Origin of the sequence: Gorillibacterium timonense, from assembly GCF_001457415.1 — a bacterium.
GTDB classification, from domain to species: Bacteria; Bacillota; Bacilli; order Paenibacillales; family NBRC-103111; genus Gorillibacterium; species Gorillibacterium timonense.
Map to the genome: position 1 here is coordinate 756213 of NZ_LN881724.1, position 23687 is coordinate 779899.

The window sequence follows — 23687 nt, forward strand, 5'->3', positions numbered from 1 at the left end:
AGTGACATCTTTACATATCCCATGGGGAAGAGAAGGTGAAGTGGCATGCTGGAGGTAAGAGGCTTAACGAAACAGTATGACAAGACGTTGGCGGTGAGCGGCGTCAGCTTTGAGGTGAGAGACGGGGAGCTTGCGGTGCTGCTCGGACCGAACGGTGCGGGCAAAAGCACGACCATCAAGTGCATCATCGGCCTGTTGAATCATGAGGGAGAGGTGCTCGTCGACGGCCATCCCGGCAAAAGCCTTCAGGCGAAGCGGCTCTTCGGCTATGTGCCGGAGACGCCCGCGCTTTACGATATGCTCACGGTGTGGGAACATCTGGAGTTCATCGCTCACGCGTATGGGCTGAGCGATTGGCAGGAGCGCGGTGAAAAGCTGCTGGAACGGCTCGATCTGGAGGACAAAAAGGAGAAGCTGGGCAAGGAGCTGTCCAAGGGTATGCAGCAAAAGGTCAGCATCTGCTGCGCGCTTCTGCCGCAGCCGAAGGTGATCTTCTTCGATGAGCCGATGATCGGGCTTGACCCAAAGGCGATCAAGGAACTGAAAGCGATGTTCACGGAGCTGAGCGATGCCGGAGCGAGCCTGCTGATCAGCACGCACATCATCGACAGCGTGGAAGGGCTCTGGGACCGGGCGCTCATTATGAAGGACGGTCATGTACTCTACTCCGGTACCAAGAGGGAGTTTGAAGAGGGAGAAGAAAAGCTGGAAGACATCTTCTTCCGCCTGACGGAAGGCGGCTTGAAATGAGACCCCTCCTCTATGTCATGAAGAAAAGCTTCGTCAATACACTCAAGGAATTGAAGCGCAAGCCGGGCACACTGATTCTATATCTGTTCCTGGCTGCTTTCTTTGTGCTGTTTCTGGTGCTCTCGTTTCTCCCAAAGGCGATCGACCCGACAAGCCAGACAGCGGATCCGGCTATATACGGAATGATCGTGAGCGGAGTTATTCTTTTTATCGTCTATACGTCAATCTCAAAGAGCATCAAATCCGGCAACAGCTTCTTTCGGATGGCGGATGTGAACCTTGCGTTTACGGCGCCGATCTCACCCAAAAAGGTGCTGCTGTACGGGTTTCTCAAGCAGATCTGGTTGTCGTTTGTCGGCGTCTTCATGCTCGTCTGGCAAATTCCCAACCTGCGCAACCATTACGAGATCGACGGCTGGGGCATCGTCGCTTTGCTATTTGGCTTCGTCATGCTGCTCTTCCTTCTCCAAATGATCGGCGTGCTGATCTATTCGTGGACTTCCCGGACCAAAGCTGCCCGTTCGAGAGCCACGCAGGTGTGGAATGGCTTGCTCGGACTGTTTGGCGTTGTTTTTCTCGTCAAGCTCATGGAGCTTAAGGATATGGGGGCGACCTTGCGCGCTGTCCTCCATTCAAAGGAATTTGAGTATGTGCCGTTGATCGGGTGGTTTAAAGCAATCTTCATGGCTCCCCTTATCGGTACGACTCCTCGGTTTTATATAGCGGTCGCACTCGTTCTTGCGGTTACGGTTCTCTTGATGGTGCTGTTCTATTACCAGAAATCGGATTATTACGAGGATGTTCTGGCGAACACCGAGCAAAAGGAAACTCTCTACGCAGCCAAGAAGGCAGGCAAGCAGTTGAGAAACGGAAATGGAGCCTTGGGTAAAGCTCGTAAAGTGAAGCAGACGAATTACCGGAGCGGCGCGGCGGCGGTGTTCTCCCGGCAACTGCTGGAATACCGCAAGCGCGGACTCTTCCTGATCGATCGTTCAACGATACTCCTGGCGGCGTTCGGGTTTGCCTCGCAGTATTTTGTACCGGATATGGATCTCACGATTCTGCTGCTCTTCTCCATCTACTATCTCTTCATCCTCTCCTTCCAAGGAAGCTGGATGCGGGAGCTGGAGCGCCCCTACATCTACCTGATCCCAGCCGGATCGGCGGCGAAGCTGTTCTATGCGACCTTGGCGGATCTCATCAAGGGATTGCTCGACGGGCTCGTGCTGTTCGTGACAGCGGGAATTTTCCTCCGCGGAGAACCGCTGACGATCCTGCTCTGTGCTCTCGGATACGTGACCTACAGCGCGGCATTCACGTACTCAGACGTCTTGTTCCGGCGATTGTTTGGCCCCCTTCACAGCAAGGTGGTACTCCTGTTTCTCCGCATGTTCTTGCTCCTGATCTTGATCGGACCCGGTGTCGCGATCGGATTTATTGCCCGGCATTTCGCTGGATGGGACGGTCTCGCAGGAGATGCCGCCTTTGTCTCGGCTCTCATGGGCTATAACCTGCTTCTTGTCAGCGGCATTTTCGCGATGGCGAGAGGGATATTTGACCGGCTGGAGATGAAGTGACCGGATCCGTTCCGTTTGGTACAATGAGAGCAAGAATGATTTTTTGAAAGGGGCACGGCATATGCAATTGAAGATTCAAGGCGCCCGCACGACGCACACCAAGGAACTCGGCTATTTGGGAACCGTGATATTCACGGTGGAGGGACATCGCGAGCCTTATGAAGTTACGCTTCAAAGCGATTCCGGGGACGATTGGAACTACAGTCTGCATTTTCAAGACACCCCGGGCGATGAAGAAGAGATTTCAGCGGTGGAAGAATGGCTGGAACAAGATGACGATGCATTCGATGCGCTGCTCTATGCGGCCGAAGAGGCTTTGGAGGAGTAAGGGCAACGAAGATCGAGAGAGCGAGTCCGGCTTATTCAGAAGATCAGACAAGGAAAATGAGGGATCGGCATCCCCGGTCCATACAGGAGGTTCGATTATGCTGAGAAAACCGCTTGATGGGGAACATGCAGGGCATTTTTCGCATTACATCGGCTTAGTTCCGGAAGGAGACGTGCTGGGGATTCTGGAAGAGCAAGGGGCTGCCGGTGAGCGGTTGTTCCGGTCCTTCGCGGAGGAGCAGGGGGATGATCGCTATGCTCCGGGAAAATGGTCGCTGAAGGAGCTGCTCAGCCACATGATCGATACGGAGCGGATCATGACGGGGAGGCTACACCGGATCGCCCGGGGAGATGAAACCGCGCAGCCCGGATTCGATCAGGATGCTTATACCGCTAACGCCGAAGCGGGGCGCCTCTCCTTGTCGTTCCTTATTGACGAATACGCAGCATTGCGCCGTACGACGCTGTTTCTTTTGCGGGGCATCCCGGAGGAAGCATGGACGCGGAAGGGCGTTGTTAGCGGGAACACGATGAGCGCTCGTGCGTTTGTCTATGTGGTTGCCGGCCATGAGCTCCATCATCTCTCGATCGTTCGTGAGCGTTACTTGAAACAGCAATGAATCGGGTAGACCGCGCGCAGCGGTTCCCGTCCCGTGTTAATCGAAAGCCCTTATTTCGATTAGAAGCTTAAATACAACAGTTTCATCAGATTGTGTCTTTAGCCGCATACCAGATGAGAGGAGCGTGACGGCTGTGGCCAACACCCATGTCTACACCCGCCGTGAAGAAGTGGCTAACTCCATCACTCACGGCATCGGCGTCGCACTGAGCGTTGCTGCCCTCGTCTTATTGATTGTCTTTGCCAGTCTTCGAGGGAACGCCTGGCATGTCGTGAGCTTTACCATCTTCGGCGTAACCATGCTGCTTCTCTACACCTCGTCGACGCTGGTTCACGCCTTTCAGGAAGGGAAGGTCAAGGATCTGTTTACGATCTTCGACCATTCCTCGATCTATTTGTTCATCGCAGGAACATATACGCCGATTACGCTCAGCGTGATCCGCGGGCCGCTAGGCTGGACGCTGTTCGGCATCATCTGGGGAATCGCTCTCCTCGGCGTGGTGTTCAAAGTGTTCTTCGTGAAAAGATTCTTGTTTACCTCGACGCTGATCTATATCTTGATGGGCTGGGTCGTTGTGTTCGCCTGGAAGCCGCTGGTGGCAGGCTTTCCCCATGAGGCGTTGGTGATGCTCGTCATAGGCGGGGTCCTTTATACGCTGGGCACCATCTTCTATGTTTGGCGGACGTTCCCGTATCACCACGCCGTTTGGCATCTGTTCGTATTAGGCGGCTCGGTGATGCACTTCTTCTCGATTTTGTATTCGCTGTCCTAAGTGAGAACAGGGTAACCCTCATATAAACGTGACGATAATCAAAAACACCTCTTCATCCGGTAAAGGAAAAGCACTAAGCTATCCTTGCCGCATGTGAAGAGGTGTTGTTTTATGTGCTCTATGATGATTGGAATTCCACATAATGGTCACAAAACCTGGTTTTGCTTAAAAATGAATTGACAAGAATAAAGACAGATGTAGAATATGATTAAAGACATTTGTAGAAAGTGGAGGTTCGACGATGAACATCGCAAAAAAACTTCCAGATGCTGAGTTTGAAGTCATGAAGGTCGTATGGGCGAACGAACCGCCGATCACAACCAACCTCGTTATGGAACAGATAGGGAAAGAGAAAGGCTGGAAAGCGCAAACCATCCTAACCTTGCTGCTGCGCTTAGTAGAACGTAACTATCTCCGAACCGAAAAGAACGGCAAGGAGCGTTCCTATTATCCGTTGATCGGAAAAGAGGAGTATCTGAAGTTTGAAACCGGTGATTTTATGGAGAGATTTCACGGGAACTCCTTTGCCAGTTTGTTTGCTACGCTCTACAATGACCGGAAGATAAAGAAGCAGGACCTCGATGAACTGGAAAAGTGGCTGAAGGACAGGAGGGATTGAGAGATGGCCCTTCTTACCACGCTTATTTCGTGTTCGATTACCATGTCGCTGATGACCCTTGGTTACATGGCTTTGATGCCCCTTTTGTCAAGAAGGTACGCAGCGAAATGGACCTATCGGATTTGGTTGGTTATCGTGCTCGGCTGGGTGATCCCCTTTCGGCCGCTGATAGAGCTCCCTTTTCTCCAACCTGCACAAGCGGTTCAGGAGTCCATTATGGCCCCCTTCTCGTTGCCACAAGCAAGTATCGGCCCACCCGCTTCGGGACCTCTGATCGTGAATGAGAGGGTGGAGGGATCGGCGGGCTCAGTTAGCTCAGTTGGTTCGGCAGTCTCAACGGCGTTTCCTCTCTGGCCTTGGCTCAGCGCCATCTGGGCTGCCGGTTTTGCGATTGTGATCGTCGTTCCTCTCTGGAAGCATCGAAGGTATGTCCGCTTTGTAGATCGATGGAGCGAGCGCGTGGATGATGAAGCGGTGATTCAACTAGTAAATCGCTTGAAAGCGGAGCTCGGCATTAATGCCATAGTGGAGCTCAAGCGCTGCCCCGGCATCAGAAGTCCTATGCTGATTGGTTTTATCCGCCCTCTCATTTTGCTGCCGCCTATCAAAATCTCGGTTCATGAGCTGGAGCTTATTCTCAAGCATGAGTTGATCCATTTCAAGCGGCACGACATTTGGAATAAGGCACTGGTTTTGCTGGCTAGCGGCCTGCACTGGTTTAACCCGGTCGTCTACCTGATGAGAAGGGCCGTCGCCGTTCAATGTGAAATTTCTTGCGATGCCTTCGTACTGGCGGGGGCGGACTCCACGCGCCGTCAACAATATGGCGAAACCATCCTCGATGTCATTCGGAACGGAGAGAACCTTCAAACGGATTTATCCACAGCCTTTATGGGTGGAAAGAAGGGGCTGAAAAAACGGCTACTCTCTATCGTCGATACAAAGCCCAAAAAAGCGGGGCTCGCCCTTCTCGGTCTGTTTTTACTAGTGATCGTGATCACAGGAGGAGCTTGGGCGACAACCGACAAGGAAGAGGAAAAGCACCCCGCTCCTACCCCCTCGGCTCTCTATGGAATGGATGCCAAGTACAGGAAGCTGTTGGACCTCCGATTCGATCATTACGAGGAAATGACCGTTTCCGAATACCGGAACAAGGCTTGGGAGGCAATCGGGCAGGATGAAGCAGCTTATCGAGAGCTGCTGAACGGTATTCCAGAAAGCTGGTTTAAGGAGAGACAAGCAAACCGGGATATTCAGTTCGTTCTGACGATCATGAATCCGATTTTATCGGATAAGTGGAGGTCATGGAGCTTTGGGGGAACGAAAGAGTGGAACTCGGGCATGCTTGAGTATGGAGCGAGCTACACCATTCTGGATGCGGATACGCTGAAAATGAAGGACAGAAATCGCGCGGTCGAGGGCCTTCAAGCCGAGGTTGCCCGCTTTGTCGAGAGCAAAAGCGAGGATGAGCTTGCCGATGAAGCGGCCATGCAAGCTCTTCTGCAAGAGGAGGGGAGAACATGGGAGCAGAAGTACAGCACGCCCTCCCTGGAGGTGACGATCTCCATCTTCTCCTTCCGAGCAGAACCAGAGAAGGAACCTCTGCCGTCACCTGCTAAGGATTCGATTAAGGAAGCCGAAAGTGCCCTCGGCGAGGCAACTGCAGATGATTATGCTCGCTACCTCTCCCTTCAAGCAAAGGGATACAAGTCGTTATCGGTCGCAGAATTCAACCGCTCTGTCTTGGTGACGATGGAAGATGGGGGGCCGTTTCCCCAAGAGAGCTGGGAGCGGATTAGCCATCGGCTTCGACTCCAGATGGGAGACATACCCGAAACATTGACCGAAGAAGAGTACCAGTTCCTGGCGATCACCTTGAACGCATCCCTCTCGGAGAATTCGGCAAAGCACATGCAGGAGTATTCTAATGCGAAGGTGCTCCCGTATCTCAAAGACCGGATCAAGAGAGAACCTATAACCACGGCAAACGGTCAACAGAACCCCTCCTTCCAGGCGGACATGGAGTATACCCTAACCTATACCATTCCGAACGAAGGCACTCTCACCGTTTCAGAACGAGACTATGCCCTCATGGGGCTATTGAGCGGGGTGCGGGCTTTTGTCGATCAATGGAGCGAGGATGAATGGGTTACCGGTAGGCCCGCACTGGAATCCGAAATTGACAAGCTGGAAAAGCAATACAGCAGCACTCGAGTTCAGCTAAGCGTAGAAAACCTGATTTATCAGATCTATGATGAGAGAAAGACGGAGATCCTGTAGCCCCAGCTCAACTCCCACAGCCAGCTGATGGAAATGATAGAAGCCCTCCCGACAACCATTATGGATGCGAGAGGGCTTTTCTTTGAATGGGGCGGGCTGCTCGGTTTATTTGATCAGAGCCCGATGTTCAGCTTTTCTTGCGATTTTTAGCGGCGAGGAGGCGGCTCATGGCATCGCCGCTGCTGCCTGGACTTGCTGCGGAGCCGCCGTTCTGCGGCGGTTCCGGGGGCTTCGGAGCGGCGGAAGCCGCCGCTCGTTCAAGCGGGCTCTCGGCTGCGACCGTGCGCGGCGCGGTCTTCTTCGCGGCGGGTGTGGCGCTTGCCGCGGACTGTTCGCCGCGGGAGGGCGGACGTGCCGCAGGCTGGCTGTCCGGAGCGGAATCGCCGCTCGGCCGAGGCTTGCCGCCGGAGCCGCCATCCGCACCGTAGAACGCACGGGCGCGCTCTTGGCGGCTGCGCAGCCGCGTCATCGCGGCCGGGACATCCGCCGCCGAAGCCGCTGCGGGCGCTAGGCGTCCGCGCAGCGGGTGCCGCAAGCGGCTGAGCGCGGAGGCGAACCGCTGCCAAGGCAAGGCGAGCCTCCGCGATGCGATGTCGAGCGGCCAGAGGAGCAGCGCCAGGATGAGCAGCGCCAGACGGAGATCGATGCGGCGCTCGCCTAAACGGATCGGTCCCCGGAACACCTCCTCCGGGTGATCAAGGGAGAGGAGCCTGCCGCCGGTCTGTTCGGCCAGAGCCTTCAGCTTGTCTGTCGGATCGGTCTCCGTGATCCGGTATTCCGGAGAATACGGTACGACGAAGCCCGTGGACGTTCCGCCAAGCGTTGAGCCGGTGGTATCCTGCATCTCCACCCGGGTCAAATAAGTACCCGGCTTTAGCTCTCCAAGCTCGGTGCGGAATTCGCCGGGAGCGGTCGGGATGGCATTCACCTTCCGTTCGGCGAGGTCATCACCGGTCACGGTGACCGCTGCTCCGGAAGCGGAGTCCAGCATCTGGCTGTCCAGCAGCAGCTCCGTATTCGCACCGGTTGTCTCCGCCGTGATCTCCACGGGTGAAGCCTGGAACTGCGGGAACGTCCATTTGATGATCTGGCTGAACGTGTCGGAGAACTTCTCCCAGCCGGTCCAATCCGGTGCCCATTTGCCCGTGACATCGCTTGTCCAGGCTACGGCACGGCCGGAGCCGTATTGCCAGCGGGCGAGAAGCGGGTCTGGCTCGGGGGTGAGCAGACTCACCTCCGCCAAGTCCTTGGGTGTAGTCGCAATATACGCGTTCACTTGCGGAACGCCGCCTTGGAACAGCTTCGACCATTCGGCCGCTTGACCTATGGCGGGAACGAAGGGCTTGTCCACAATGTAAGTCCGAGACAAGAGGACCGTCTCTCTGCTGAAAATGGCCGGGATGGTGCTTTGGTCATCGGTGAAGTAATAACGGCCTTTTGCCAGCTCCGCCAAACTCTTCAGCAGGCGCTGATCCGAATCGTTTCCGACCGCTACCGTAGACATGGTGATGTTCTTGGCCACCATGTCCGCTGTCAAAGCTTCATAGCTGCCGCTTCCGGCAGATTGGCCGTCCGTCAGCAGGATGATGTGCTTGCGCTCGGCATTCACATCGACGAGCTTCTGATAGGCTGCAGCCGCTGCCGGATAAATATCCGTTCCACCCTGCGACTGGATCGATCCGATCCGGTTCAGCACATCGTCCTTCTCGGTCAAGCGAGTCGGCTCAACGACCCACCATGGGCTGGAATCGAAGGCGAGCACGCCCACGGTATCCTGCTCGCGCAGGAGCTCAACGGTGCGCATGGCCGCTTCCTTGGCCAGCTCCATCTTGTCCCCGCTCATGCTGCCGGAACGGTCGATGACGAGCATGATCGCAAGCGGCGGGATTTCCCGTTTGCCGGTCAGCTCCATCTTGACCGGAAGCGCTTGTTCGATGGGGGTTTTGAAATAGCCGCCCATGCCGAAGCTTTCGTCTCCGCCTGTCATCACCAGCCCCATCCCATAATCGCGGACAGCCTGCTCGATGAGCTGCATCGTTTTCCCCGAAAGCTTGGTGGCGGGAACGTTGTTCAGAATCAAGCTGTCATAGGCCGCATAATCGGCTAACTCGCGGGACAACCGTTCGGGCGGAATGACCGTATGACCGATGAGCCCGGATTCCAACACGGAGACGAGGTTCGCTGAGCTGCCGGGTACCCCTTCGACGATGAGGACCTGCGGCGAACCGGACACCCGGCTGAAGGCGTAACCGGCGTTGTTGGCATTCACCTCGTCATTGGCAAAATAGATCTCGGCCCGGTACCGGTGCAGCCCTGTGCTTGAAGCCAACGCTTGAACCGCATATCGGTTGACGCCTTTCTCGACGCGGACGGAGGAGCGGGAGATTTCGTTGTTGTCTTCGTAGACGCGAAGCTCTCCATCGGCCGCAAGGGTGCTGTTCAAAGTGATTTCCAGCGTGTATTTTTCCGCCTGATACAAGCTTCCCGGCACCTTGACGCTTTCGACGGCGACATCGGGCCTTGCGGCTGTGGCGAGCGGGAGAATATCCAGAATGATTCCCCTGTCCTTCAACAGCTTGGCTTGCCGCGCCAAATCACCGGCATTCTCCTGCCCGTCCGTTACGAGCACGACGCGGGAGTCCGCCTCGGCGGGCAAGAGGCCTCCCGCAAGCTGAAGGCCGGCGCCGGGATTGGAGAACAGCCGGTTCACCTGAGCCGCAAATTCCCAGGCAGTGAGCGGTTCCTTCGACAGGCTCCGTTCCACAGCCGAATCGAGTCCGGTGGCGATGACGCCAACCTGATCGCGAGCTCCCTTGGCCGCAGCGGATTGACGCAGCCATTCCTCATAGGCTTTGGCAGCTGGCATGCTCTCTGAGCGGTCGGCGACATAGAACACGGCCCGTTCCTTCACGGGCAGCAGGGCCTCAATTCCCGCTGCCGATGCGATCAAGGCGAGCAGCAGGACGGCTCTGAGCGTCAAGGAGATCGCCTTGCGGGTCTTGCCGCGGCGTGCCGGCGAACGAACGGATTGGATCAGGAAGAACAGAAGCGGAAGGAGGAGAAGCAAAATCCAAGGGCTCTCAAAGCGAATTCCCACGGCGGTACACCCCCCATTCCACGAAGATGATCAAGATGGCCACAAGGGCAAACCATTGGATCAAAGGCAGCCGTGAGCGATCTACTCCCATTGAGTCGCTGGAAGCGGCAGAGGAACCGGGCTGGCCGGTGCCATCGGGGCTGACCGTGGCCGATACGCCGGATGATCCGTTTCCGTTGTCTGATCCGGCGCCGCCCTCCGAAAGACCCTCTCCGTCTGCCGTCGTGCTTCCGACTGAAAGCCCGGTACGGTTCGCCAGTGCGCTTTCCGCCGGGTCGGCGATCACCTCAAGGAAGCTGCTGCGCACCGTGCCGTCCGTTTCCGTCTCCTCAAACCGGTAGAGTCCGGGAATCGGGGGGACGGTCTGGGTGCTGGCGACCCCTCCGTTCACTGTTTCTGCGGCAACTTCGGATGGCGCTGCCGTTCCCGCGTCTCCCTTATTCTCGACGGTCACCCAACGGGCGGCAGAGGTTTTGGCCGATACGCCAATTTCTAGCTTGGCGCCAGCTGTTTCCCGGCCTAGCGCCTTAGCGGATGATGCTCCCAGCCAATCGGCGGCATTTTGGACGAGCACGGGGAATTCCGGTCGCAGCGGGAGATCCGACTCATGCAGATTGAAGGTGAAGAGAAGGCGGCGCTGCCCATTTTCCGTTCCTCCGATGATGAGGGGAACCCCGCCAACGGAGACCAGAGCTTTTCCCCAAGTTGGCGTCTCGGTTGATCGAACGGCGGTGATATGCGTCTCCGCAAAGCCGATGTGATCCGTAACCGGATGAGTAGTGATCTCCGCGTCATCATCAGAAATCGCGGTCGGAGTTCCAGTAGCGTCGGAAGCGATGGACCATACTGGCTTTGATGCGAGGAGCGTGTTCCAAGCGTCCCCGCCATCCGCCGGCTGAAAGCCGTCCAGGACGATGAAGTCGAGATCCCCCTTCACGCTCGGAGGCGTGTCCGAGGGAGCCGCCTTCGTCACTTCCGTCCCTGCAAGCTGTAGTGCTTTTTCCAGAAAAAGATTCCCTTCCGTCACAAGCAGCGCCCGCTTGCTGCGGGTTTCTCCGGGGAAGGCATACAGACTGTCATCCAGTGGATAACCGTCGCCGCTGTCCATTTGGAGTTTGTAGTAATCGGCGGCGGGAAGGCCCTCGAACGAATAGCCGGCTTGTTCACCGGGGCCAAGCTTGTACTCGCGGGAATCGACAGGTGTCTTTCCTGCATAGACCGTAAGAGAGAAACTGCGGGCTGCCGTCGCTTCATTCTTGATCGCGGCGATGGCGCTTAAGGTAGCTTCCTCGCCGCTGCTCGTCGTTCCGGTTCGCACACCGAACTGAAGGACAGACAGGTTATCGATGATGCCGGCTCCCGGCTGTTTGACTCGTACTGGAACGTGGAAGGGCAAGCCATCCGCCGATTCCGGCCATTGCCCGTCCGTATAGACGACAATCTCTCCGTCGTCTTCCTTAGCGGTCAATGCGGCGGCAAGGGACATCGTTTCCTTGTAGCCGATTTTTCCGAAGGAGGGCGTGATTCCTTCAATAGCAGCCTTGATCTTGGAGGAACTCTTCTCTTCCGTAAGGAGAATCTGCGGCTCCGCACCCATGGAGATCAGGGTGATTCGGCTTCGGCCCGGGCTGCCCCAATCCGTTAGAACCATTCGCTTCGCTTCCTTCAGCCGGGAAACGGCATCATCTTCAGTTGAGCCGGGAGCTCCGCCACCCGAGCCTGCCTCTGAGGAATTGCCCGTTGGAAGTGAGCTGGCCGAAGCGGTCATGCTTGCGGAACGATCGATCACGATCACGACATGTCCCTTTGCCGCTCCGCGTGCGTAGATGAACGGCTGCATGGCTGCAAGCACGAGCAAAGCCGCTGCGGCCAACTGAAGCAGGAGCAGCAAATTGTTGCGCAGGCGCTGCCAGGGCCGATTGGCTTCGGATTCGCGGAGCACCCTGTTCCACAGCAGATGGCTGGATACGGGGGTATCGGTATAGCGGCGCTTTAAGATATACAAGAGAAGGATGGTGGGTAGGGTTAGCCCAAACCACAAGCCGGCCCATGATGCGAAATGCAAGTCGGTAACCTCCTTTCAGGCGGGATCAGCGGATCATGCCGCCGGAACGGAACAGTCGGTCGAGGGTCTCCATGCTGGGGACGTCGGTGAGTGCGGCGGCATACCCCATCCCCCGTTCGCGGCAAAATGATGCCAGTCCCGTCGTATATTGCTGAACCGCGTCCTTGTAAGCGCGGAGCACTTTCGGACTAAGCGCGACCTCCTTGCCTGTTCCGGACTCACTGTCGACGAGTCGAAGATCGCCGAACAGCTCGGGGGATACTTCCTCGGGCGACAAGACCTGCACGACCATCACCTCCTGGCGTGCAGCTTGAAGATAACCGAGGGCTTCTTCTACCCCCGTCTCGTACAAAAAATCGGAGAAGATCCATGTCATACCCGGCTGCTTCGGAACGGCGAGCGGAGACATGATGGCGGCGGCGATGTCTCCGGTCGGTTCGGTTTCCGTTTCTTCCAGAAACGAGAACAAACGATGTGCGGAGCCCTTTCCTCGCAATAGAGGAAGCTCGCGGCTGATCCGTTCGCCGAAGAAGCGCACATCGGTCCGGTCATACCCGGCGAGTGCCAGATAGCCGATGCTGGCCGCAAGGCGCCTGGCGTGAAGAAATTTGTTCGCAGCTGCCGGTGTGCGGCCGCTGCGTCGGTTTCCATCTCGGTTCGTACCGGTGCCGGTTGCAGCTGCATAATCGTTTCCAGATTCGGGCTTCCCGCTGTTCGCAGGTTTTTTTGTCAGATCGCTTGCATCCGCACTTCCGCGACTGCCGCCTTGGCTGGAGCTTGCGCTGCCCGGATCAACGTATCCGCCGCCTTCGCCGCCGAAATCCATCGAGCGCGAGCAATCGATATAGAGATGGACCTGAAGCTCTCGCTCATCAAGAAATTGCTTGATGAACGGCTTGCCGGTCCGCCCGAATACGTTCCAATCGAGCTGCCGCGTATCGTCGCCCGGAGCGTAGAGCCGATAATCCGCAAATTCCAGGGAAGAACCGGCCTGGCGGGAGCGCCGGCGCCCTTGGATGGTACCGCGAATGCGGGATTTGGAGGAGAGGGTCATCCGCTCCAGCCGGTATAAGTCTCGCGGATCGGGGAAGAGGAGGGAACCGCTCATAGGGCGGCGTCCGCCGCGGCGAGGATATCGCGGATGAGGGAATCGGACGAAATTCCCGTCGCTTGACCTTCGAAGTTCAACAGAATCCGGTGGCGAAGAACGGGGTAAGCTACCTCGCGGATGTCGCCTAACGAGACATGAAGGCGCCCTTGGCTGAGCGCTCGGAATTTTCCTACCGTGATCAGAGCTTGAATGCCGCGCGGGCCGGAGCCGAAGGTGACATACCGGCGCACGGAGTCCGGAGCTCCCGCCTCTCCCGGATGGGAGAGCATGAGCACCTTGACGGCGTAATCCAGAATATCCTCCGCGATCAGAATATCCTTGGCTCCTTCACGAATTTCCTCCAGCACCGTTCCGTCCGCCACCTTCTCGGCAGCGAAGATTTCGCTTGAGGTCGTTCGCCTAACGATTTCTTTCAGCTCCGCCGGAGTGGGGTACGTGACGTTAATCTTCAGCAGGAACCGGTCGAGCTGCGCTTCCGGCAGCGGGTAGGTTCCCTCGTTTTCGATCGGATTTTGCGTCGCCAGGACGAAGAACGGACGAGGCAAGCGATGCGTCTCCGTACCGATGGTTACGGTCTTCTCCTGCATGGCTTCGAGCAAGGCGCTCTGCGTCTTGGGAGTGGCGCGGTTGATCTCGTCGGCCAGCACCAAATTGCCGAAGATCGGTCCCCGCTGGAACTGGTAGGAAGTCTCGCCGCGCGCTCCGAATTGAATCACATTCGTGCCGGTGATATCGGCAGGCATCAGGTCGGGAGTGAATTGGATCCGCGAAAATTCCAGATCGAGGGTATCCGCGATCGTGCGCACGAGCATCGTTTTGCCGAGTCCGGGAATGCCTTCAAGAAGCGCATGGCCACCTGTGAAAATACACCAAAGCAGCTGCTCCACTACTTCCGTCTGGCCGACGATTACCCGGCCGATCTGCTCCCGTACGCTATCCAATACCGTTTGCCACTGCTTCAGCTGTTCCTTCGATTCAATCAACACATCCACCTCTTACTCCGGATTGATTTCGGTAAAATAGTCCCGAACGAGATTTTGCAAATTTTGCGGCAGCGGATTGCGCTCCAGAGAGCTTTTGGCTGCTGTTTCATAGTCGCGGTAGACTTCCTGATAAGGGCGAGTGGTGCCGTCAATGGCCGGAGCCGATCCGCTCTTTTCGATTTGGCCTTTGCCGGGCGAGGCGGGTCCGCCGTCCTTCTGCACGTTGCCCGAGCCCTGCATGGTGCGGGGAGTGCTGACCAGATTTCGGCTTCCGGCACCAAGACCGGCCCCGCTTCCCTGACCGGAGCCTGAGCCAGAGCCGCTCCCGTTGCCGTTACCTTGTCCGCTTCCGCTGCCCTGCCCATTGCCGTTGCCTTGTCCGCTCCCGCTGCCTTGCCCCGATCCGCTGCCTTTTCCAGCGCCGTTCTGGCCGCTGCTGCCAGGATTCGGGCTCTGCCCGGATCCGGCGGAGCCTTGCCCGCCGCTTGAACTGGGGCTGGCGCCGCTGTTTTGGCCGTTCGCCATCGCCTGAGCGGCGCCGCCGGCGGCCCATGTGCCGGAAGCGGGCGTTCCGGACGCAGACGCGAGCTTGCTGGCTGCGGCCAAACCGAGATCGGCGAGTTCCTTCCCTTCGGCTGCGGCCAATTGGCCGAGCTGTTCATCGAGCTTGCCTTCGGCCAGCGCCTTCTGCAGCGAATCCTCCAGCTGCTTGACGGCATCGGCGAGCGCCGCCGCATTCTGGCCTTCGCCGGAAGCGTCCGCCGTTTTCTTCAGCTCCTCGGCGGCTTGCTTCAGCGCCTGCTGGACGTCCTTGCTCGCGTTTCCTTGCGGGACTTGATCGGCGAGCCGTTCGAGCTCCTTGGCGAGCGCCTTTTTCTGCTCCTCGCTCATCTTGGCGACCGATTGCTGAAGCGCCTCGCCTGCTTTCGCCAGATCCTCCTTCGAGCCTTTGGAGAGGCTGTCTCCGAGCGCCTTCAAGTCCGGCTGTTTTTTTAATTCCTCGGCAAAGCGGCGGGCGGCGGCCTCGCGTTTCTCCGCTTCGTCGAGCTGCTTTTGCATATCGGCGAGCGCTTTTTCCATTTTATCCAGCGCCGCTTTGGGGTCCTTGGTATCCTTCAGGCCTTTCTGCAGCTCTGCCAATGCGTCGGCCAGCGGCTTTTTGGCGGCTGCCGGGAGCTCGGACGCTTGTATCCGGTCGGCGATCTGATTCACCTGTTCGCGGCCGTCTTGGACGAGCCGCTGCTCCTCGCGCAGCTTCGCAATCACGGCGTCCTGCGGGTTCGGGATCAGCAGCAGGGCCACCAGCAGAGCGGCAGCTCCCGTCATCGCGATTAGCCGCTTTCGCTGCGCAGGGAAGGGCACCGCCTGCTTCGGCAGGGCAGCTGCGGCGTTGATTGCCGCGAGGCCTTCCTCCCGCTGCAGGCGAGCCACCGGCTGCTCGCTGTCCCAATAATGCAGGGCGGTTGCCGCTGGGTTGCCGTCCGCGAGCCGGTCGGCGCAAGCGGCAGCCTGCTCGAAGCGAACGGGCCGCAGCAAGCCCCAGGCGAGCCCGATCAGGCCGCATGCGAGCAAGACGGCAACCGAGGCGAAGCGATAATGCGGAAGCGGCAGGAAGCGAGCGGCGATCGCGAGGGCACTCGCAGGAGCGAAGCCTGCCAGCACGCCGATCAAGCTCGCTTGCGCCGTTCGGACAAGACGAAGCCTCCGGCGGATCGGTGCAAGCTTGGCAAAGAGAGGCGGATGTGGCTCTCCCTTTGGAAGAGGCGATCTCGCCGATACTCCCGCATGACTCGATGGTTTGAAGGTCATTCCATAGCTGCGAAGAAGAGAACGTACCCTGTGCAGTCCAAACCGCAAGCGCGGCTCGCGGCTGGCTCTAGGGTGAAGGAGGGGACGGTGTAGTTCCGGCCGCTGCTTCGGAAGCTGCTCCATGGCGGATTCTCCTTTCCTGATTTACTTCCGTTTTTTCTTCATGGACGGACGGATGTGGCGAATGCTGAGCAGCAACGCAAGGACGGCCAGGACCGCCATGACAATGAGGAACAGCTGCCACAGCTCGATGGGAGCTCCGGAGGGAGTCCCTGAGCCCGGCTTGCGAAAGACGGAGCCAGAGAGATCTTCCTCGAACAGGCTGATCAGCGCAGCCACTGGGTTCAAGCCAAGAATATAGCCGGCCCAGTTGTAACCGTGAACGGCTGCTTGAGAGCTTCCCTGAGATAGGTATTGCATCCGGTTCACGAATTGCTGGCAGAAGAGATAGGCGATACCGGTGCCGCCGAAGAGGAACAGACTGGTTCCATAGGTGACGATGACAGAGGCGATGGTCCGTTTCAGGAGAGTCGAGAACAGCACTCCAAACGAGCCTAGCACGAACATCACAAAGACGTAGAAGAGGAATACCAACCCGAGCTGCTTCGGCGAAATTCCCCCGAATAGGAAGACGATCCCGTAGATCGGCATGGTCGAGATGACGATGAGCAGCATGAAGCTGAGCGACGACGCCAGCTTGCTCAGGATGATGGCGGTCGAGCTTTGCTGTGTCGTGAGGAGCATGTTCAGCGTCTGCTTTTCCCGTTCGTTGCTGATCACGCCTGCGGTGAGGCCCGGCGTCATGAACCCGATCAGGCACAGCTGGGCAACACTGAGAATATAGAACATGCTGCGGCTGTCGGAAGGATTAAAGCTGTTGGTCGCATTTCCTGAGAGGCCGCGGGTGATGTACAAGTAACCGAGAGCGATAGCCCCGAAGGCGAGCAGATAGAAGAGAAGGGCGAGCGGCGAGCGAAGCGTGCGCATACGCAGCCGGAACTCCTTGCTAAGGACGGGATTCACCATTCTCCCTTTCATCGCGGATGCTTTCATTTGACATCCCCTCCTTTGGTTATCTCCAGAAAGACATCTTCCAGATTGGTCTGGGCTTCATTAAAGGCGATCACGCCAAAGCCCTGCAGGGCCATCTCCCTCACAAGCTCTGCCTGCTCCTCATCCTGCCCGGAAAAATGAACATGGAGGCCGTCCTCTTCCACCAGCACGGAGTTCACATACGGGCGGTCCTGCAGATAAGCCGCCGCTTCTTCAGTCGATCCCAAGAGGCGGATGTGCAACACGCGCTTCACGCGCAGCCGTCCTTGAATGTCCTGCACCTTGCCTTGGGCGACCATCCGTCCGTTCTCGATGACGCCGATTTCGTCGACCATCTCGGCCAGCTCCGGAAGGATGTGCGAGGAGATGATGATCGTCTTGCCCATCGTCTTCAGCTCTTTGAGAATTTCGCGCATTTCGATTCGCGCGCGCGGATCGAGCCCGGAAGCCGGTTCGTCCAGGATGAGCAGATCGGGCTGATGCACGAGACAGCGTGCGAGGCAGAGCCGCTGCTTCATGCCGCGCGAGAGAGAATCGACGTAGAAGTCCTTCTTTTCCGTCAGATTGACGAGCTCCAGCAGCTGAGGAATGAGCTTTTCGCGCTCCTGCCGGGGAATGCCGTAGCTGGCTCCGTAGAAATGCAAGTATTCCGTCGTTTTGAATTGATCATAGACTCCGAAGAAGTCCGGCATGTAGCCGATCTTTCGGCGGATTTCCTTCGGGTGCTCGGTCACCTCGATGCCGTCGACCTTGGCGGAGCCGGAGGTCGGGGCGAGCAGGGTGGCGAGAATCGACATCGTCGTCGACTTACCCGCCCCGTTCGGTCCGACGAAGCCGAAGACCGAGCCCTTATTAACCGTCATATTGAGATTGTTCAGCGCATAGAAGGAGCCGTAGGATTTCGTCAGTCCCTGGATCTCGATCATGGCGACACCGTCCCTTCCAGGGTGATCTGCGGCAGCCAATAGCTGGTCTGAGTCGATGTTGTGGCTCTCAGCCGAAGCACTTGATTGTTGTTCAGATAGTCGGAGATATCCCCGGCTATGATATGTTGTGCGTTTGACATCGACAGAGCTTCCCACTTTTTGGATGAAAAATTCATGATCTCCAGCTGTACTTCAGGAAAGTTTTGAGCCTGAGCCAGGGTGAGATCATGATACAAGTATTTTTCCTTGGTGGCGGGAATCCGATATTCGAATTCGAGGGAGCCGCTTGTTAGCTCCAGATAGTCTCCGTTCATGGAAGAAAGGCTGCCCGTATTCCCGACCACCTGAGCTTTCAGGGAGGAGTAAGGGAAGTAGACTTGTCCATCCGTAACCCTCTCTACTTGAACTTCCTGAACCCACAAATTCAACCGATCGAAACGAGAGACTCCCTTTGCCTTAAAGTCCGGGGTACGATCCTTGCTCCAGCCCAGAACCCGTGTGGTCGAGCTCTTCCCAACCGCATCCAGCTCCGTGTAATAAGAGGAGAGCATGTTCTGATGGCGGTCATACGGATTCATCGAATTGCCCATCGTACTCGAGAACATCCGATATCCGATATCGCTGTTATTCGTGAAAACGGCAGCGACGGACCCGGTATAGCTCTTTGTCTCCCCGATCTTCAGGTCTCCGACGAAAATCAGACTTCCGGCGGAAACAACGTAGACGTCCGTCAGATCTTGGCTCGTTTCATTGGTCACTTCACCGGACAACGTTGACCCCTTGATAGATGCGGTCGCCTTCAGCTGTCCGAGCTTCTCTTCCTGCATATTCACCCAATGGGTTTTGCGAACGGACCAGAAGGGAATGCCGTTCCATTCCACCTTGAGGTTGTCCGGCTGCCCATACAGGTACACATCCGATTTGCCGAGCAGATTGGCGTTTATGCTTCCCATCCCTTGCGAGGAATCAAAGGGCATCGCACGGGCCGAGGAGGGTAAGCTGATGCTGAATTTGCCACCGCGCGGAACGAAAATAGCCGCATCGGACACCCGGCTTCCGCCGCCGGTGCCGTCCAGCTCAAACCGGTTCAATTCGTGAACCAGGGTGGAGGATTTGTCCGATGCTCCCACGAAGTAGATGATCCCCGTGGAGATCACCGCGACGAAAGGAATGATGCCCCAAGCCCATTCCCGCCGATCCAGCTTCTTTAGGATCAAATACAGAACGGGAGCGACCAGCAGGACGTAGACGGCGAAGAGCAGCGCCAGCAAGCCGAGCTTCGGCGCTTTAATCGACGGGAATTGATTTAGGGCATTGTCGATCTGCCAAAAAGAATTCGCATAGCTCATGGGACCGTTTCCCCGGTTGTTGTTCGTGCCATTGAAAAGCGTTTGCCACAGGGGAGCATTGCCGCTCCAGCCGTTTAACGTGGGATCCGCCAAATCGTATGCAAAATAATAGACCTTGCCAAGCCCTGCTTTGCGGAGAGCGAGGAGGGGAATGCCGTCTTCTTCGATCAGCGTCTCCGCTTCTTGCAGAGCACCCGTAGACAGAGTAACCGGGGAGGAAAGCTTTAATTCTTTGCCTGTGAAGTTTGAAAGAGCGGGCAGGGCGTCCTTCTGCACGGTTCCTTCCGCTTTCATCGGGGCGAGCTCGGCAAAGGCTTTTGCCGTCTTCGCATACTGGGCTCCGCCGGCGAGATACAGCGTCCCGCCGCTCCGCACCCAGCTCTTGATCGCCTCGATTTGCTCGGGGCGCAGCGCATCCGTTGCCACATCGTTCAGGACAAGCGCTTCCAAGCCCGATAAGAGTCCCGGTTCGTCCGGAAGCGAATCGTTATCGAGTGGAACGGCATAGAGCTCGGGCAAGCGGATAGCCGACAGGTAATTTAAAGTGTCCGGATCACGCGTAAGCCCCCCGATGATCCGTTCGCTTGAGATGTTTAGCGAGAGGGTCTTCTTTCCGTCCAACTCAACGGACTTTCCTTTACCGACGCCGCCCTCGAAGAATTCAACCTTGTTGTTCTTGCTTGTGTAACCAAGAACGGGGAGCGACAGCCAGACGGTTTTGGTGCTTCCCTTCGGAAGCTCCACGTGCTTGACGTACGAAACATCCTTGCCGCCGGCGGGACTGATGGTGGTGATGACCAAATCGCCGCTCAGGTCCTCATTTGGATTGGTCAGGCTGACGCGGACTGGAACGGTCTTTCCCTCTTGGCCTTGCCCGTCATAACCGATTTGAATGCTTGTGGTTAGCTTGGCTTCCTCGGCATGCGCCGTGCCCTTAACCCAAGTGGGAGCAAAAGCGGAAGCGGTGATCCCGATGCATAGGATTGCGATGAACGTGCGGACGATCTTCGTCCGGAGCTTCGTGAACAAACGGCAAACTCCTCTCTTCTTCGGCAGTCTCTACCAATAATAACGGAATTCGGAACAGAAAGTTGCGAGACTCACCCATCAACTCTCCTTAGCCATGGACGCATGCGGGGAAGGCTAGCCCTGCGATCCGTTGGAAAAGGGTACGTTTTTTTTATAGAATGAAGGGGAATGAACTTATGAAGCAAGAAGAATGGACCTTAGCGCAATGGAGGAGGAATCTCGTTGGAATACCGCATGGAGAAAGATACGATGGGTGAGATCAAGGTGCCGGCGGATAAGCTGTGGGGAGCGCAGACCCAGCGCAGCAGCGAAAACTTCCGCATTGGAACCGAGCGCATGCCGCTCGAGGTGATCCGCGCATTCGCGCTCCTGAAGAAAGCCGCGGCTCTGGTCAATCTTCGGCTCGGCAAGCTGACAGCCGAGAAGGTGGAGGCCATCGCTACCGCGGCGGATGAAATTGCGGAAGGCCGCTGGGACGATCACTTTCCGCTCGTCGTTTGGCAGACGGGCAGCGGAACGCAAACGAATATGAATGTCAATGAAGTGATCGCCAATCGCGCGAACCAGCTTTTGGCCGAACGAGCGATCGATCAGTCGGTGCATCCCAACGATGACGTAAACCGCTCGCAGAGCTCGAATGACACCTTCCCGACGGCGCTTCACGTCGCGGGTGTGTTGGCTGTAGAGCAGCTGGTCCTGCCTGCCTTGGATACGCTTAAAGCTACGTTCGCTCAGAAAGAGGAGGACTTCCGCGATATCGTCAAGATCGGCCGGACCCATCTGCAGGATGCGACTCCTCTCACCTTGGGACAGGAGATCAGCGGCTGGAAGGCGATGCTGGAGAAGACGGGTGGTATGCTGAAGGCTGCGCTCGCCGGCATGCGGGAGCTTGCGATCGGCGGCACGGCGGTCGGTACCGGCCTCAACGCCCATCCCCGTTTCGGCGAAGGAGTCGCGGCGGAGCTTGCCGCTCTGACGGGCACGGCCTTCACCTCCGCCGAGAACAAATTCCACGCTCTCACGAGCCACGATGAGGCGGTGTTCGTTCACGGAGCGCTGAAGGCGCTCGCTGCCGATCTGATGAAGATCGCCAACGATGTCCGCTGGCTGGCGAGCGGCCCCCGTTGTGGCCTCGGCGAAATCCGCATCCCCGAGAATGAGCCGGGAAGCTCGATCATGCCCGGCAAGGTGAACCCGACCCAAGCTGAAGCGATGACCATGGTGGTGGTGCAGGTGATGGGCAACGACGCGGCCATCGGATTTGCTGCGAGCCAGGGCAATTTCGAATTGAACGTCTTCAAGCCCGTCATCCTCTACAATTTCCTCCAATCGGCGCGCCTCCTGGCGGATGCAATGCTCTCCTTCAATGAGCATTGTGCCGTCGGCATCGAACCGGACCGCGAGGTCATCAAGCGCAATCTGGATGAATCGCTCATGCTCGTGACGGCACTCAATCCTCATATCGGCTATGAGAACGCAGCGAAGATCGCGAAGGCCGCGCACAAAGATCGGATCTCCTTGAAGGAGTCGGCCATTCGCTCCGGGCTGTTGACCTCTGAGCAATTCGACGATTTCGTGAGACCCGAGGACATGATTCATCCGAAGGAATAGGAGAAGCTCCGCATCCTCTTCAAGCATCTTACAGCAGCCAACGGGTCAGCAAGGCTGTGGCGAGTCCTCCGAAAACGTAGGCGATGATCGGCAGGCGCTCGTATAGCGAGAAGCCTTGCTGCTCTTGACGAGCTTGGGATGACCGGATGAGAGCAGAAGCCCGGCCCATGTCCCGAAGTTCCAGGACAGGTAAGCAAATTCCGCTCAGTCCGAGCAGGAAGGGAACCGATAAGGTTCGCGCGTTTTCGTGCATGGACTGAACGACGAAGGTCTCATCCGTAATGCCGAAGGCTATGAGCGCTTTGACCCGTCCCTTGAGGGACGGGCTTTTTTAATGCGTCAGAGATGAAGACTTCAGAAAGCGACGGCGATCCACGGCGAGAGGCCGGCTGATTCCGCCAGCATGCCGAAGGTGACGGTAATCGGCAATAGCCGACGACGATCGGAAATCCCGCCTTCATTCCTTAGCACCAAGTATCCTCCTTGAACGGTGCTGCGACGGACAGCGCGTTCTCCTCAGCGAACTCGCGGCTCTCTCCTTGCTCCATGCCCGTTTCCTCTATCCTATCAATGATCTCGCGGCTTGTCTGCTTGGATATTGATCATTTTTTTCAATTTTCGTGATTCGTTCTGTTTAGAGAATGCTGGAATGGGGTATAAGATAAAAAACCCGGTCAGTCTTTGGACCTAGAGCGAGTCTTTAAGCCCATAAGTCCGAGCTTCTACGGGAAGGGTAACAGAGCCAACCAATGCGATGAAGAACGATAGGATCGGAGGGAGAGCCTTGTACCAGCTCAGCTACAAGGGGAAAGTGTTTGGAGAAGTCATGAATGAAGAGCGCGCGATGGCGATGGCGGTCTATCTCAAGCCCTGCTTTCAGAATCTGGAGGTCATCCAGGCCGTTCTAGCCGAAGACATCGAGCAGGATAGCGAGCAAGTATCCGCGTAGGCCGTCGGGAAGGCTTAAGAGAGAGATTCGTCCCGAAGTGGCGGGAAGCCCCCGCTTCGTTTACAATTGCAGGAGAATCTCTGGCCCTTATTCGCCGGAACTGTCGGCGGATGAAGGGTTCTTTTGCTGCAAAGGGAGGAAAACGAAAGTGGCGCCCATCATCCGTAAGGAAGGGTTAGTTCAGGAGCTAGTCAAATTCAAAGAACGTTTCGCCTCGGGAAATCCCGTTTATTGTATATGTGTCGGAACGGACCAGTCGACGGGAGACGCCTTCGGGCCACTCGTCGGCAGCCTGCTGCAATATGCAGGCTATCCTAATGTGATTGGAACGCTGGAGCGGCCTTGCGACTCCGACACCTTGACGGCTTGCTTGAACGAGGTGCCGGAAGGCGCCTGCGTGTTAGCCATTGACAGCGTGGTCGGACGCTCCGTCGGGTTCTATCAGCTGGAGCCGCATCCGCTCGCTCCGGGAAGCTCGCTCGGCAAGCCCCTGCCGAAAATCGGTGTTGCCTCCCTTCTTGGAATCGTCTGCCTGAATCGGTCCAATCCGTATACAGCGCTTCAGACCGCTTCCCTGCATCGAGTGCTGGGCATGGCTGCGGGTGCTTCCCAGGCGATCCTGGAAGCTTTCGATCCGGATCCGGCAGGCTCCTTCCATCCCCTCTCTCAAGAAGAACCGATCGGAGTCCTTCTGCATACAGTAGCAGACAGGAACCGTCAAAAATAGAGCCGGTCAAGGAAGCGCCGTTCGAGCGACTTC

Annotated in this window: 19 protein-coding genes; 10 read left to right on the top strand and 9 right to left on the bottom strand. The window is 57.1% G+C overall.

Annotated elements, in window-relative coordinates:
• Positions 1 to 45 precede the first annotated feature (45 nt).
• From BN2684_RS16030 to BN2684_RS16060, 7 genes are all read left to right on the top strand, one after another.
• The gene (locus BN2684_RS16030) at positions 46 to 750 is read left to right on the top strand and encodes an ABC transporter ATP-binding protein (RefSeq protein WP_058303159.1); all 705 of its coding nucleotides are present in this window, start codon (positions 46 to 48) and stop codon (positions 748 to 750) included.
• Positions 747 to 2327 (top strand): putative ABC exporter domain-containing protein, encoded by a 1581-nt coding sequence (locus BN2684_RS16035; RefSeq protein WP_058303160.1) that lies wholly within the window; start codon positions 747 to 749, stop codon positions 2325 to 2327. Before BN2684_RS16030 ends, BN2684_RS16035 begins: the two co-directional genes overlap by 4 nt.
• Before the next feature lie 61 nt (positions 2328 to 2388).
• Positions 2389 to 2655, top strand: a complete 267-nt coding sequence (locus BN2684_RS16040; RefSeq protein ID WP_058303161.1) for a hypothetical protein — start codon at positions 2389 to 2391, stop codon at positions 2653 to 2655.
• A gap of 97 nt (positions 2656 to 2752) precedes the next feature.
• On the top strand, positions 2753 to 3274 hold the full coding sequence (locus BN2684_RS16045) for a DinB family protein (RefSeq protein ID WP_058303162.1): 522 nt from the start codon (positions 2753 to 2755) through the stop codon (positions 3272 to 3274).
• Between the two features lie 133 nt (positions 3275 to 3407).
• Complete coding sequence (trhA, locus tag BN2684_RS16050) at positions 3408 to 4046, top strand: PAQR family membrane homeostasis protein TrhA (protein WP_058303163.1); 639 nt, start codon at positions 3408 to 3410, stop codon at positions 4044 to 4046.
• 241 nt (positions 4047 to 4287) lie between these two features.
• Positions 4288 to 4665, top strand: a complete 378-nt coding sequence (locus BN2684_RS16055) for a BlaI/MecI/CopY family transcriptional regulator (protein ID WP_058303164.1) — start codon at positions 4288 to 4290, stop codon at positions 4663 to 4665.
• A 3-nt stretch (positions 4666 to 4668) separates the two neighbouring features.
• On the top strand, positions 4669 to 6945 hold the full coding sequence (locus BN2684_RS16060; protein WP_058303165.1) for a M56 family metallopeptidase: 2277 nt from the start codon (positions 4669 to 4671) through the stop codon (positions 6943 to 6945).
• A 127-nt stretch (positions 6946 to 7072) separates the two neighbouring features.
• Here the strand turns inward: BN2684_RS16060 and BN2684_RS16065 are convergent, their stop codons facing one another.
• From BN2684_RS16065 to BN2684_RS16100, 8 genes are read right to left on the bottom strand one after another with little or no spacing between them, the layout of a single operon-like run.
• Positions 7073 to 10042, bottom strand: a complete 2970-nt coding sequence (locus BN2684_RS16065; protein ID WP_058303166.1) for a VWA domain-containing protein — start codon at positions 10040 to 10042, stop codon at positions 7073 to 7075.
• Positions 10026 to 12107, bottom strand: coding sequence for a vWA domain-containing protein (locus BN2684_RS16070; protein WP_058303167.1), 2082 nt, complete (start codon positions 12105 to 12107; stop codon positions 10026 to 10028). The genes BN2684_RS16065 and BN2684_RS16070 overlap by 17 nt, the downstream gene beginning before the upstream one ends.
• Positions 12108 to 12132: 25 nt before the next feature.
• The gene (locus BN2684_RS16075) at positions 12133 to 13215 is read right to left on the bottom strand and encodes a DUF58 domain-containing protein (RefSeq protein ID WP_058303168.1); all 1083 of its coding nucleotides are present in this window, start codon (positions 13213 to 13215) and stop codon (positions 12133 to 12135) included.
• Positions 13212 to 14201: an AAA family ATPase gene (locus tag BN2684_RS16080; protein ID WP_058303169.1), complete on the bottom strand. Its 990-nt coding sequence runs from the start codon at positions 14199 to 14201 to the stop codon at positions 13212 to 13214. Before BN2684_RS16080 ends, BN2684_RS16075 begins: the two co-directional genes overlap by 4 nt.
• Positions 14202 to 14213: 12 nt before the next feature.
• Positions 14214 to 16133 (bottom strand): hypothetical protein, encoded by a 1920-nt coding sequence (locus tag BN2684_RS24555; RefSeq protein ID WP_058303170.1) that lies wholly within the window; start codon positions 16131 to 16133, stop codon positions 14214 to 14216.
• Positions 16134 to 16154: 21 nt separating this feature from the next.
• On the bottom strand, positions 16155 to 17063 hold the full coding sequence (locus tag BN2684_RS16090) for an ABC transporter permease (RefSeq protein WP_234340254.1): 909 nt from the start codon (positions 17061 to 17063) through the stop codon (positions 16155 to 16157).
• Complete coding sequence (locus BN2684_RS16095) at positions 17060 to 17989, bottom strand: ABC transporter ATP-binding protein (RefSeq protein ID WP_058303171.1); 930 nt, start codon at positions 17987 to 17989, stop codon at positions 17060 to 17062. Before BN2684_RS16095 ends, BN2684_RS16090 begins: the two co-directional genes overlap by 4 nt.
• Positions 17986 to 20367: a DUF7408 domain-containing protein gene (locus tag BN2684_RS16100; protein ID WP_058303172.1), complete on the bottom strand. Its 2382-nt coding sequence runs from the start codon at positions 20365 to 20367 to the stop codon at positions 17986 to 17988. Before BN2684_RS16100 ends, BN2684_RS16095 begins: the two co-directional genes overlap by 4 nt.
• 222 nt (positions 20368 to 20589) lie before the next feature.
• On the opposite strand from BN2684_RS16100, the gene fumC reads away from it, so the two are divergent.
• Positions 20590 to 21978, top strand: a complete 1389-nt coding sequence (gene fumC, locus BN2684_RS16105) for a class II fumarate hydratase (protein ID WP_058303173.1) — start codon at positions 20590 to 20592, stop codon at positions 21976 to 21978.
• Positions 21979 to 22006: 28 nt separating this feature from the next.
• Here the strand turns inward: fumC and BN2684_RS24560 are convergent, their stop codons facing one another.
• Positions 22007 to 22147 (bottom strand): hypothetical protein, encoded by a 141-nt coding sequence (locus BN2684_RS24560; RefSeq protein ID WP_159065809.1) that lies wholly within the window; start codon positions 22145 to 22147, stop codon positions 22007 to 22009.
• A 615-nt stretch (positions 22148 to 22762) separates the two neighbouring features.
• Here BN2684_RS24560 and BN2684_RS24565 point away from each other — a divergent pair.
• Complete coding sequence (locus tag BN2684_RS24565; protein WP_159065810.1) at positions 22763 to 22927, top strand: hypothetical protein; 165 nt, start codon at positions 22763 to 22765, stop codon at positions 22925 to 22927.
• A 148-nt stretch (positions 22928 to 23075) separates the two neighbouring features.
• Positions 23076 to 23654 carry a spore protease YyaC gene (yyaC, locus tag BN2684_RS16115; protein WP_058303175.1) on the top strand — a complete coding sequence of 193 codons (579 nt, stop codon included), beginning with the start codon at positions 23076 to 23078 and terminating at the stop codon, positions 23652 to 23654.
• Positions 23655 to 23687: the final 33 nt, after the last annotated feature.